At 55.5% G+C, this 12,759-nt stretch carries 12 protein-coding genes and 1 pseudogene; 5 read left to right on the top strand and 8 right to left on the bottom strand.

The annotated features are described in order from the left end of the window. Positions 1–258, top strand: a pseudogene (locus WM40_RS31710) (integrase core domain-containing protein); the annotation flags it as partial. A 350-nt stretch (positions 259–608) separates the two neighbouring features. Next, positions 609–1,616 carry an alpha/beta hydrolase family protein gene (locus WM40_RS20960; protein ID WP_046153873.1) on the top strand — a complete coding sequence of 336 codons (1,008 nt, stop codon included), beginning with the start codon at positions 609–611 and terminating at the stop codon, positions 1,614–1,616. A 12-nt stretch (positions 1,617–1,628) separates the two neighbouring features. Here the strand turns inward: WM40_RS20960 and tnpC are convergent, their stop codons facing one another. From tnpC to WM40_RS31715, 6 genes are all read right to left on the bottom strand, one after another. Then, positions 1,629–3,164 (bottom strand): IS66 family transposase, encoded by a 1,536-nt coding sequence (tnpC, locus tag WM40_RS20965; RefSeq protein WP_046153874.1) that lies wholly within the window; start codon positions 3,162–3,164, stop codon positions 1,629–1,631. Positions 3,165–3,195: 31 nt separating this feature from the next. Further along, the gene (gene tnpB / locus WM40_RS20970; RefSeq protein WP_046153875.1) at positions 3,196–3,549 is read right to left on the bottom strand and encodes an IS66 family insertion sequence element accessory protein TnpB; all 354 of its coding nucleotides are present in this window, start codon (positions 3,547–3,549) and stop codon (positions 3,196–3,198) included. Continuing rightward, positions 3,525–4,052, bottom strand: a complete 528-nt coding sequence (locus WM40_RS20975) for a transposase (RefSeq protein ID WP_046153876.1) — start codon at positions 4,050–4,052, stop codon at positions 3,525–3,527. The genes tnpB and WM40_RS20975 overlap by 25 nt, the downstream gene beginning before the upstream one ends. A gap of 599 nt (positions 4,053–4,651) precedes the next feature. Further along, positions 4,652–4,867 carry a hypothetical protein gene (locus tag WM40_RS30305; protein ID WP_157685174.1) on the bottom strand — a complete coding sequence of 72 codons (216 nt, stop codon included), beginning with the start codon at positions 4,865–4,867 and terminating at the stop codon, positions 4,652–4,654. 140 nt (positions 4,868–5,007) lie between these two features. Beyond that, positions 5,008–5,544: a PAAR domain-containing protein gene (locus WM40_RS32585; protein ID WP_157685175.1), complete on the bottom strand. Its 537-nt coding sequence runs from the start codon at positions 5,542–5,544 to the stop codon at positions 5,008–5,010. Between the two features lie 269 nt (positions 5,545–5,813). After that, entirely contained in the window at positions 5,814–6,716 is a 903-nt protein-coding gene (locus WM40_RS31715; RefSeq protein ID WP_046153877.1) for a response regulator transcription factor, read from the bottom strand. Between the two features lie 503 nt (positions 6,717–7,219). Here WM40_RS31715 and WM40_RS20995 point away from each other — a divergent pair. Genes WM40_RS20995 through WM40_RS21005 form a run of 3 tightly spaced genes read left to right on the top strand, consistent with a single transcriptional unit; the run spans position 7,220 to position 10,401 of the window. Further along, positions 7,220–8,362 carry an ABC transporter substrate-binding protein gene (locus WM40_RS20995; protein WP_201779158.1) on the top strand — a complete coding sequence of 381 codons (1,143 nt, stop codon included), beginning with the start codon at positions 7,220–7,222 and terminating at the stop codon, positions 8,360–8,362. A gap of 3 nt (positions 8,363–8,365) precedes the next feature. Further along, on the top strand, positions 8,366–9,568 hold the full coding sequence (locus tag WM40_RS21000; RefSeq protein ID WP_082103073.1) for a FecCD family ABC transporter permease: 1,203 nt from the start codon (positions 8,366–8,368) through the stop codon (positions 9,566–9,568). Further along, positions 9,565–10,401, top strand: coding sequence for an ABC transporter ATP-binding protein (locus tag WM40_RS21005; protein WP_036012603.1), 837 nt, complete (start codon positions 9,565–9,567; stop codon positions 10,399–10,401). The genes WM40_RS21000 and WM40_RS21005 overlap by 4 nt, the downstream gene beginning before the upstream one ends. 46 nt (positions 10,402–10,447) lie before the next feature. Here WM40_RS21005 and kynA read toward each other — a convergent pair whose 3' ends face one another. Together kynA and kynU are read right to left on the bottom strand one after the other, a co-directional pair. Next, complete coding sequence (kynA, locus tag WM40_RS21010) at positions 10,448–11,407, bottom strand: tryptophan 2,3-dioxygenase (protein WP_024905303.1); 960 nt, start codon at positions 11,405–11,407, stop codon at positions 10,448–10,450. A gap of 51 nt (positions 11,408–11,458) precedes the next feature. After that, positions 11,459–12,733, bottom strand: a complete 1,275-nt coding sequence (kynU, locus tag WM40_RS21015; RefSeq protein ID WP_046153886.1) for a kynureninase — start codon at positions 12,731–12,733, stop codon at positions 11,459–11,461. Positions 12,734–12,759: the final 26 nt, after the last annotated feature.

Raw genomic sequence — 12,759 nt, forward strand, 5'->3', positions numbered from 1 at the left:
GGGCCCGAATTTGCAGGAAAGGTGCTCGATGCTTGGGCCTACGAGGCTGGTGTTACCTTGTCGTTCATTCGACCTGGCAAGCCAGTGGAGAACGCCTACATCGAGAGCTTCAACGGCAAATTCCGAGATGAATGTTTAAACGAGCACTGGTTCACGTCGATGCGCCACGCGAAGGCAATGATTGAAGCGTGGCGCGTCGAATACAACGTCGAGCGACCACATAGTTCGCACGGTTATCCGACGCCTGAGCAGTTCGCCACCGCACACAGCCAGAAAGCGTTTTTAACGACGGACTCTACAGCCGTTTCCGATAAATGTCGGGGGCAGGTCACTTTCACGCAACACAGGATCATCCAAAGCGGGCGACGCCCCGCATCCTGCGACCATGTCGTATTACTTCAAGGATTTTATCAAGGCGGCGGACTACGTCTGCGAGGATGGCAAAACTGTCCCGACGTTTCACGAGATCCGGTCGCTATCATCGCGCATCTATACCGACATTCATGAGAAGGATTGTAAGCGATCAATAAATAACGCCCCTCGGTTATCGAAGAGGTAAGATCCTTCTGATATCCTTTTCTCCAAAGCCAGTGACCGGGAGTAGTGGTATGCGTTGGATATTGACCATTTTGCTCGCAATCGTTTCTACGTGTTCGGTGCTAGCTGCCCCAGCCGCCTTTAACGCTGGCGTAACCCGTCTTTCGGTGGCCGACGGAGCTGCTTCTCTCGACACGGTTGTCTTTTACCCTACGCATGAGCATGAGGCTCCATGGCAAGCCGGTCCGTTCACTGTGGAGGCGACACGCGATGCGCCTGTCGAGCATGGCCACTTTCCTGTTGTATTGATTTCACACGGAAGAGGTGGCAGCCCTTTCAGTCACCGTGAATTAGCTAGCTCTCTAGCTCGCGCCGGATTTATCGTTGTCTTGCCGACGCACGTTGGGGATGCTTCCGGCCATCCCAGGGCTCTTTCCCAAGCGCAGATTCTGATTGATCGCCCACGGCAGGCAGAGGCCGCACTCAACGCTGTCCTCATCGACCCCCGATTTTCGGCGAGTGCCGATGTCGGCCGAATTGGCATGATTGGCTACTCGGCGGGTGGCTATACTGCGCTGATTTTAGCGGGAGCAAAACCGGACTTCGCGTACGCCAGTGCATATTGCGCGAATCACGATGATCCGGGATCGTGCCCACATCCAGCAGCTCGCAATAGTGCAAACGGCACACACGGTATTCCTGCGGTATCGGCTGAATTGGTAGCCTGGCAACCATCAAGTGATCGCCGTCTGAAGGCCTTGGTGCTGATGGATCCACTGGCCATGATGTTTGAACCGTCGGGCTTATCGGCTGTACGCATACCGTCTATGCTGTATCGACCGCAAGACGACAGCTATCTTGGTTCCGCAAGGAATTCCCTCGCCGTCGCGTCGAGCTTGCCTGTACCGCCTACAATCCACGTGGTACCAGGCAACCACTTCGTTTTCATTGATCCTTGTCCGGCTGCAGTCGCGGCCAGTGTGCCGCTAATCTGTCAGGACGCTCCCGGGATCGATCGTCCGAATATCCATCGCCAGATAGAACATGAGGTCGTGGATTTCCTGCATGCAAATCTATAACGCAGGCAAAGCTTACATGTTCCAGGGAAGCAGCGCGTCGTAGTCGTCGACGGTCGTGGACAACGGCAGCTTTTTGAACAGCCAGGTGAGGTAACGGTAGGGATCTATATCGTTAGCTTTGCAGGTCTCAACCAAGGTGTAGAGGTTCGCGCTGGCGTTTGCACCGTCGACCGTATCGCTGAACAGCCAGGAACGCCTTCCCACACAGAACGGGCGAATCGCATTCTCGCAGGCATTGTTGCTTATCGGCCAGTCGCCATTTTCTACGTAGCGCATTAGCTTTGGCCACTGCGCGCGCAGGTACGTCAGTGCACGGCCCAACAGACTTTTCGGTGCAACACCAGGCAAGTGCTCAACCATCAGCGCGTGGATGATCTCCAGCACGCGTGCACTGTATCGTCGTCTCAATCGCTGTCGTCTCGTCGTAGGCCATTTCTCGCTATGCGCCTCGGCGGCGAACAACTTGCCAATGAGCTTTATGAAGTGCGTAGCGAGCAAATCAGGTGTCCGCGCAGCCTTGGGCACGCTCTCTTCGGCTTTCACGAAGTAACGTCTGGCGTGCACCCAACACCCAAGGTGCACGAGTTGGTGGCGCCGGGCGATATCGTTGTAGGGCTCGTATCCATCGGTCATCAGTACCGCACCCTCGCGGATTCCGGTGAACAGTTGATCGGCCAGCTTCGTGCCGCGCCCGGGGGTGTAGGTAAAGCAGCGGATCGGTACGACCGAATCTGTCATCTGCGCCCAGAGATAGCTCGTCGTTTGTGGTCGACGTCCTTTTTCTTTCAACACCTGCAGCGTCGTCTCGTCGCAATAAATCAGCTCGGCATCAAGCAGTGCGTCGCGCAGCAGGTTGATCACGGGTTGCGTGGCCAGTCCGACGCGCACCATGCTCGCCGCGATCGTATTCGACGACAGGTCGCCACCGAAGCGCCGTAGCAGACCCGCTTGGCGGTAGAGGGGCATGCCGAACTGATACTTGCCGGTGGCGATCCACGCAAGCGCCGATTCGCTCAGTAGCCCGCGAGGGATGATGCGTGCCGGCGCCGGTGTTACCTTGATGCCCAGATCACAGCACGTGCACGCATATTTGACCCGCTGGTGCTGAATCACCCGAAGCTGCTCAGGAATCACGTCAAGCTGCTCGCTGATCTCCACACCGAACTCGACGAGCGCATGTCCATCGTTTGCACAGAAACGCTGCGCTTCGGGCAGTTCGTGCCGTACAACGTCGCGCGGCAGGCTCGGATCAAGTGGCTTACGATGACCGCGCTTTTTGCGCGTGTGGCCAGAGACTGTCGATTCAGGCGCATCTTCTAGAGCGGGCGTGCTGTTTGTAGCCAGTACTTCGGCTTCGTTGAACAAACCCGGTTGATCTGAATCACGTGCCTCGCTCTTCGCGGCAAATAACTCCCGGCGGTAGGCCCGCAGCCGCTCCTCTGCAAGATCGCGTTCGGCCGTCACCAGCCGCAGCGCACCGCGCAGCGCCTCCCGCTCGGCGAGCAGCGCTTTGAGTTCCTCGGCGTTGATCGTGATGTTGGTCGGCATGCTAGGTTAGACCAGCATGTCGCGCGCACGTTCAGCTCACGCGCAGATATTCCTGCAACGGATGCCGGCGCACTGTCGTGATGTCATCGCCATCAAGCAGCGCATGCAACACCCCGGGCGTCATCATCACAACCTCGGCCTTTTTGTCGGGCCAGATGAAACGGCTTGCCTCAAGGCGTTTGGTCATAAGCCAGAACCCGCTACCATCCCAGCAAAGGATCTTGACCCTGTCGCGGCGGCGGTTCCCGAAGATGTAAAGCGAGCAGTCCATCGGGTTCAGGTGCATCGCCTGTTCGACGATAATCGACAGACTGTTCATGCCGTAGCGGAAATCGACTGGATCTCGATGCAAATACACTTTTAGTCTGTCGTCGAACCGGAACACGGCAAGCTCCCCAGCATTTGCACGATCGTTGCAAGCGCTTCTATGCTCGCTTTGCCCACCTCAAGCTGTACGCCGTTTGCCAGTCGAACGTGTAAGCCGATTGGAACCGGGGGCATTGCTCTGCTGGCCATCGATTGCGCACGCAACGATTCCAACGACGAGATGACGCGGGCGAAGGCCGGGGAGGATGCAGTTTGCCGCTGTTGCTGCAACGGTTCGGGAACCACATCATTGGGATCGCGCGTTTGAGCTTTTGGTTCGACGGCCTCGCGTGGCGTCTGCGCATCGATGGGCCACGCACTGCGTTCACGCTCCATCAGGTATTTGTTAATCCACTTGCGCAGCAAGTTCGCATTCACGGCATGTTCTTGTGCAATGCGTGCCACCGATACACCGGGTCGAAGGGCCGCTTTGATCAGTTCGAGCTTCGAACTTTCGTCGTAGCGCCTGCGACCATCGCGGCGGCGGTGCAGCACGCGCAACTCTGAGTCATTGTGAGTCATGGAAGGTGTCCACCTAGTAGGTGGACACCTTTTTCTCACACCCCAGCATTCCTCGATAGGGTGTCGTTCACTGATCGCTTACGAAGGATTTCACCCAGGCACTGCTTGGGCATAAGACATCAGACATGGCCGATATATACCGCGACTCGCGAGGCGCAGAGTGGGCCGAAGTGAAGATCAAAGCATCGTCGTTTTGAACGAATTTCGAACGAGGCTCTTCGCTACCTCATCAGCAACCAATTTATTCCTTTAAAATCAATCCTGCTTCACGTAGCGCGGCTGTTCTTGATGAGACGGCGAGTTTCTTGTAGATAATCTTAATTGAAAATACGAATTTTCTATTGCAATCATTGAGTTAATGTAATTTTCCGGTGTGCGAGAACCCCGTTAAAGTAACAAACTCACCCTTGAGTAAACAAAGGGTTACAAGCGGGTTTTGAACGAACCTGACGCGAGATCTGTAGGATAAAACGCAGACCTGGGGGCAAATGTGCAATCCTGTCGGTCAGTCGACGAATTCGAGTGGTACGAGGACACTCGGGAATTGAGCGATGCCCCGGCATGACGTGCCTGCGCTGATCGAGACGCAGAAGTAAGCTTCAGCGCGACATTGCGTGATCCGATTCACTCGACGCTTCAAACTCGATGAGGATACTTGCTCCGACCGAGGGCGAGAACTGCACGATGTGCCGCATCTCACTCGGACGAGGCGAGTCGGTCTGATCCAATAAAAGAACGGCGTCTGCAAACTGAGCACTGTCCGGATCAAGAATTTTCGCCTCATAAACAATATTTTGAGTGTTGAAGCCGTCCACTCGAACTCGCGTTACGCCCATAAATGATAGCCGCTTCCGAGTCGTGCCAACTTCGCTAACAAGGTCTACGTCTACCTTTCCAGGTATCGGGGCAGCGATCGAATGGATAACCCAGTCGTGAAATGATTTTATGGCCATGATCAATACGGAATGATAGAAAGCGGCACGCCAGGAGAGCGTACACCGTTATCCCAATTGTGACCGTGTGGCGTCCCGGCGCCGTGGTCTGCATGAAAGTCAATATCGTACGCAGCGTTACCCGCTGAGTCATATCGGCGCATCTGGCCACTCGGTAATTCAAGCCATCCGTCGGGCGGCCCGCCGGTTCTCGGCAAACTCTGACTTGCTGCTAATTGAATGCCGTTGCTCGGATCTAGCGCAAACGAATCTTCGACGCTGATGGCGTTTTGTGATGTCGATAGCATGTAAGGGCGATGAAGACATTTACAGGCTATCGAATCGTACTCAAGCGCGACTTCTTTTCCCAAGTATTTGGAGCGGCGGGGGCCGCCTGATTTCACAATTGGTGCATAACTGCGACACGAATTGCAATAAGCCAGGCTGCCTATTAAAGCTGCCTGTGCTTTGAATATCGTTTTTGTAGCTGCTACATTAGTCGATAGCACATAACCACCAGATGACGGCTGGTCACTAGCGGTCACAACGCGTCGCTGCACTTATTTTCTCGCAATAATAATACGAGTCTGTAATATAACCCATTTCCATTTAACAAGTCGCACGCGATAAAGTGATAGGCTTCTCGTTAGCCATCGGCCCGAAGCCGACAAGCCTTTACGGCAAGGATTACACATAGGCATTACTCGATGATAAGACATCCCGAATGGCCGATATGTACCGAAATTCGCGTGGCGCGTAGTGCGCTGAAGTGAAGGTCAAGACGTCGTAGTTTTGGATAGCCGAATTACTTGCCCAATCAGCAACCAATTTATTCCTTTAAAATCAACCCTGCTTCACGTAGCGCGGCTGTTCTTGATGAGACGGCGAGTTTCTTGTAGATATTTTTTATATGGCACTCTACCGTCAGTTTTGACAGCGCCAATCGTTCAGCAATTTCGCGGTTTGACAGCCCTTCCCCTACGGCCCCGAGAATCTGCCGCTCTCGCTTGCTTAATACCGACGCGCGCTCGGTAGAGGCAACAACCGCTGCCGCTACGACGGCATAGTTAACAGAAGGCGCCACAGGCTCCTCGGATGACGCTATCGTCAAGACTTCCGCTTGCACGGCATCCGGCCCTGCAAGCGTCTGCGCCACCAGCGCTGCTGCCCCGTCAGCACTATGCATCTCGGGCCGTCGACCGCCCGCATTGACTTCGTTTAACGGCGCACTTGATATTGGCAAGGCGACCGCGCCAGCTTGCCGCTCCGATGTCTGACCAAAAAGATGCAAGATATATCGCGCGACAAAAGGATCGATTGGTGCCCCCCCACGCAATGCACTTCGAATACTGACAAGAATCTCAACATCGTCGCGCTCTTTCAATAGATAGCCCGTGGCGCCAGCCTGCAGAGCCCCGACGATGATCGTCTCCGTACTCCAAGACGATATGACCAGGATTGGAAGCGAAGGATCGCCAGCATGCATCTCGGCGATCAGATCGATACCACAACCGTCCGGCAGACCAACATCCACCAAGGCCATGGCCACCGGCTCTTCTTGCAATAACGCTCTTGCCTCGCCGATGGTACTCGCGAACAGCAACGCGTCGTCGCGATAGCCCAGTTGTCGGAGAATGTGCTTCTGACGTTCCCGCATGACTGCCTCATCTTCCACCACCAACAAGGGAGACGGCAGTACGGAATCAACTCGTGAAACGAGCAAGTCGGACATGGTCGATCCGTAAAGAACGCTTGGATGGCGCGAAAAGAACGGCAGTCCGATACAACCGGCGCCAACGTAAGAACCTTCACCGCACTTCGGGGTAAGTGCGGGCCAGACTATCACTTACCTACGACATGAAACGCGCGTTTCAGCATTGGACGCCATATCGCGTCTTTTGAATATCCCTAAAAACAAGTAATTTTCACCTTCTTCTAGCACGCCGTACTGCCCTTATTGCCTCAAAAAACGCGCAAGGTGCCCCGAGCACTGGTAAACGTCACGCTTGGCATCGTCCCCATACCTGCAAAATCATTACATTAGATAGACAACATCCTTCCAAAAAACAATTGCGACACTATGTCGCACGTCGGAATCACAGGCGAAGCGAGCCAAATCAAAATCGACAATAGGAATCATTCTTATTATGGTTTAACATTGTTACTGCTACAACAAGCAACATTGATAACGGGGCCGAGCACATTCGGCCCCGTCCTGCTTTTAAAGGAACCGAAGTGAAGAGATTCGCCGTTGCAGTGATGGTTGCCACATCGTTGGCGTTCGGCTTGACCTGCGTGTCCGCATACGCAACGCAGTACCCGGTCACCGTCACCGATACGGCGGGACGAATGGTCACCATTGACCAGGAACCCCAACGCGTGGTCGTTCAGGATGGTCGGGATATTCTCACCATGGCCCTGCTGGATCGTCAGGACCCGTTTAAACGACTGGTAACCTGGAACAACTTGATCAAACGCGGCGACCCAGGGTTATGGCAAACCATGTCGACGCACTGGCCGGACGCAAAAAAGATTCCTGATATGCAGTTCTCGGATCAAGGCAACGTCAATCTCGAAACAATCATTTCGAAACAGCCCCAGTTGATCATTGCTCAGTTGCGGGCAAAGTCTGCGTTTGAGCAAAGTGGCGTCATCACACGCATGGACCAATTGCATATCCCGATCGTCTTCATCGATTCGGAGCAAGACCCCGTGGCGCACACCGCAGAAAGCGTTGCAATACTGGGCAAGGTGCTGAATCGCGAAAAAGAAGCAGAACAGTACGTCAATTTTTATAATCAGCGTCTACAAAAACTGCGAACAACCATCGCAGCGATTAACGCGCCGCGACCACGCGTGTTCGTAGAAGCAAAGGCGGGGTTCACGGGGGGCACCGACTGCTGCTTCACCCATGCGACCGTCGGCTATGGCCAGTTATTGAAAGCAGTGGATGCCGTCAACGTGGGTGCGGAACTACTGCATACGCCGTCCGGCAACGTAACGATGGAAAGCGTGATTGGCGCCAAGCCGGATATCTACATCATGACGGGTGCCAATGTCACCGGCAACAACAATATCGCACTGCCCTTCGGCTATGGCACCACGCTGCAGCAAGTAAATGCGGCATTCGCCAAGCTCGAAGCACGCCCGGGCTTCATGCAAACAAAGGCTGCACAGAATGGACAGATCTACGGAATCTATCATCTGTTCTACAACCATGCTTATAACATCGTGGGCATGGAGTATCTGGCGAAGATACTGTACCCCACGCAATTTGCCAGGTTAGACCCCGCCGCGGATTGGCAGACCATCATCTCGCAATTCACGACGATTCCGGCCAAGCCCCTGCTACTGGAAGCCAAAGCCCCAGCAAAGTAATACATGGCTGATATCCCGTCCCTTGATCAGAATATCGCGAATATGACCGCTCCCCAGAGCGTAACGCCGCTTGCGGCACGCGGCGAACACGTGACCAGTCGATCAGCACCCAGACCAGGAAGCAATACGATTCCCGAGGACGACATGGCCTCCGGCGTCCTTGCCGCGCGTTACCGTCGTGGCATTGCGAAACGCTTGCTACTCTTGACGGTTGTAACAGGGCTAGGCGTGGTCGCGATACTTGCTGACCTCGCAATCGGATCCGGCACCTTGACGTTGCAACAGGTATTGACAGCACTGCTCCACCCATCCGAAGTCGATATTGGGACCCGGGTTATCCTGCATGATATCCGCATGCCCATTACCTTCACCGCGGCACTGTCAGGCATCGGACTCGCACTGGCCGGCACGTTGATGCAAACGTCGCTGCAGAATCCCCTGGCCGAGCCTTTCACGATTGGCATTTCGTCAGCAGCAGGCTGCGGCGCCGCCATCGCCATCGTATTCCAGGCCTCCCTCGCAGGCTTCATGCCCTGGCTCCCGCCGGACTTATTCGTGTCGATGAACGCGTTCGTGTTCGCATTGCTGACGGTCCTGTTCATCAGCATCTTTGCGCGCAGTAACGGCCTGGGCGTGGAGACGGTGACATTGCTGGGAATCGCGATCCATTTCGTCTTCGCCTCCGCGTTGGGAATGATGCAATACTTCGCCGACGCGGATCAGTTGCAAACGTTGGTGTTCTGGTTGATGGGCTCACTACTGAAGTCCAGTTGGCTCAAGGTCGGACTGAATTTCGCGGTGATCGTAGTCTTGATGCCCCTGGTATTCTTGAACAGCCGGACCATTACAACGCTTCGCAGCTTCGGAGATCAGGCTGCCACGCTAGGCGTCAACGTCGCACGTACGCGTTTCCTGATGTTGTTTGCCGCCGCATTGCTTGCAAGCGGCATCACCGCTACCATCGGTGTGGTCGGGTTTATCGGGCTGGTTGCCCCGCATATATCGCGACTGCTCGCGGGTGAAGACCAGCGTTTTTCGCTACCCATGACGGCGGCATGTGGCATGTTGGTCATGACACTCGCATCGGTCGCCAGCAAACTTATTCTACCAGGCGGAATCCTGCCGATCGGCATGGTGACCTCGCTACTGGGCGTACCGTTCTTCCTGGCACAGATCCTGTGGCTTAAAAAGCGAGGAATGCGATGAATCGTCCTGGCGTCGAGGCTATCGATGACCTGGTGCAATCTGGTCTGCGCATCCGTAACATCCATGTCGCCATCGGGCGCAAGCGCATCGTCCACGATGTCAGCTTCGATGCCGGTGCCGGTGAATGCCTCGCGGTGCTCGGTCGAAATGGCGCGGGGAAGACAACCCTGATCCGTGCCCTGGCGGGCCTGCTACGTGCAGAAGGCAAGATTGTTCTGGATGGGCAAGACTTGGACACCATGCCGCCCTACGCCCGTAGCGCACTGATTGGTTATGTTGCACAATCCGTTGCGCACGGCGATGTGCAAATGTCAGTGTTCGAATTGCTGCTCCTGGTCCAGAACGGGCAAACGGCGGGCATGATCGGTCATCATTCCCTGGCCACGCCCGCATCTCACCTCGCACGCGCGGAGCGGGTGTTGCACGAATTGAAATTAGAAGCACTGGCAGAGGCGAAGCCGGGTAATCTTTCAGGTGGCCAGCGACAGATGGTCGCCTTGGCGTTGGCGCTGGTCCGCGAGCCACGCTTGCTATTACTCGACGAGCCGACATCGGCATTGGATTTAAATAACCAATTGCATCTGCTCGAGTACGTGCGGGACTACACTCGCACGCATCGGATCGTCACGTTGATGATTTTGCACGACTTGAATCAGGTCAGCCGCTATGCCGATCGCGTGCTTTTGCTTGATCAGGGCGCGACGGTCGCTTTAGGTGCAACCGAGCAAACCCTGACAGCAGAGCGGCTGCGTGAGACCTACCGCGTTGAATGCCAGATCGTGGCGTTACCAGACAACCAACGCGCGATTTACCCGTTGCATCGCGCGCTCTAAGCGTATGCAGCCCTCCATTGGTGCACGGCTGCCGGACGACATGACATCATAGCTGGGTACGAACGCTCCACAATTCAGGGAATAGTACGGTATCCAGCATCTTGCGCAAGTATTGCGCACCGTTGGTACCACCCGTTCCCTGCTTTGCGCCAATCACCCGCTCCACCGTGGTGACATGGCGGAAGCGCCACTGGCGAAACGCGTCCTCAAGGTCCACCAACTCTTCGCCCATCTGGTAAAGCTCCCAATGCGCGTCAGGCTCGCGATAAATCTGCAGCCACGCCGCCTCCACGGAGCTATCCGCGACGGTCGCCTGCGTCCAGTCCCGCTCCAATCGCGATGCGCTAATCCGAAAACCTCGACGCGCCAGCAGACGCACCACCTCGTCATAAAACGAAGGAGTATGGAGAACGGCACGTGTGGCTTCGTAACGCGCGGCATGATGCGAATGTGGCTGCAACATTCGGGCATTCTTGTTACCCAACAGGAATTCGATCTGTCGATATTGAAACGACTGAAAGCCGGAAGACGCTTCCAAATAAGGGCGCATTGCCGAGTATTCGGATGGGGTCAACGTCGAAAGAACATTCCACGCCGTCACCAGTTGCTCGAATATCCGTGACACACGGGCCAGCATTTTGAACGATTCCTGCAATGCGTCTCGCTTCACCGCGTCCAGTGCCGCGTGCAACTCGACCAGCATCAGACGCATCCACAGCTCCGACGTCTGATGCTGAATGATGAACAGCATCTCATTATGGTCCGGGGAGCGTGGATGTTGCGCTTCTAATATCTGGTCCAAAGCCAGGTAATCGCCGTAACTCATCGACGCGGAAAAATCGAGCTGCGCGTCGTGCCAGCCCTCGGCAGGTGCCGTTTTTCCGGTATGCGATTGCGTTGCCTGGGCCGCGGCCTCCATCAGCGGCGCTGCACCGTCGGTGGCTGCTACCGCACCGGCACCATAACCGAATGGGCATACCGCGCTTTTGGGTGTCGGTTGATTCATGATGTCTCAATTTTCATCGGGTATGGTTTGTATGGCTGTTCCGTCGATCGGTCAGGTCACTTGATCGCGGGTCGCCTTTGCAAACTGTCGCCACGCACCGCTATCCAGGATGTCCCCCAATATCTGCGCCGCATCCCATACATCGACAAAACGCGTGTAAAGTGGCGTGAAACCGAAACGAAGAACCGACGGTTCGCGATAGTCACCAATCACGCCGCGCGCGATCAATGCTTGCATCACCTCATAACCATGCGGAGAGGCAAAACTGACATGCGAACCGCGTCGTGCATGGTCGCGCGGCGTCACCAATGTCAAGTCATGGCTGCCGCATCGTGCTTCCACACAAGCAATGAACGCATCAGTCAAGGCCAGCGACTTGCGGCGCAGTGCCGCCATATCGGTTTTCGAAAATGTGTCCAGACCGCATTCAACAAGCGCCATTGACACAATGGGTTGGGTACCGCACAGGAAGCGGGCAATGCCGGGATCGGGGCGATACGCTGACTCCATTGCAAAAGGTGCCTGATGCCCCCACCATCCGGACAGCGGTTGCGAAAAAGCGTCTTGATGACGCTTGGGAACCCATACGAATCCAGGAGAACCCGGTCCGCCGTTCAAATATTTATATGTGCACCCTACCGCGTAGTCCGCGTTCGCACCATTCAGGTCGACCTCGACAGCGCCCGCCGAATGTGCGAGATCCCAGACGGCGAGCGCACCGCGCGCCTGCGTCAAGGCTGTGAGCGTGGCCATATCATGCAGATAGCCGGTCCGATAATTGACCTGCGTCAGCATTACGATTGCGGTGGACGCATCGATGACATCGGGCAGTTCCGACGGATCATCGATCAGCTTCAGAGTATGTCGCCCTCCCAATTGGGCGATGACGCCTTCGGCTATGTACAGATCCGAGGGGAAATTGGAGCGCTCCGAGATGATCACGGTACGCGCGGCGTCGCATTGCTGCTGCATACCCAACGCCGCCGACAAGACCTTGAACAGATTGATTGAAATCGTGTCGGTGATGACGGTCTCGTCCTGCGCCGCACCAAGCAAGGGAGCAAGCTTGTTCCCAAGACGCTTTGGCAAGTCGAACCAACCGGCAGTATTCCAACTGCGAATCAATTGTTCCGACCACTCACCCTCTATGACCTGCTGGGCTCGCCGGACGGCAGCCGCCGGCGATGCACCAAGTGAATTACCATCCAGGTAGATAACATTCCCCGGCAACGAGAAAGCATCGCGCAACGTAGCAAGAGGGTCGTTCTTGTCATATTGCAGGGCGTCGTCACGCGATGCAAAAGACGAAAAGTGCGTTAGTGTCATGGTGCTATCCAATTTCTCAAAATAGT

Source organism: Robbsia andropogonis (assembly GCF_000970345.1).
GTDB lineage: Bacteria > Pseudomonadota > Gammaproteobacteria > Burkholderiales > Burkholderiaceae > Robbsia > Robbsia andropogonis.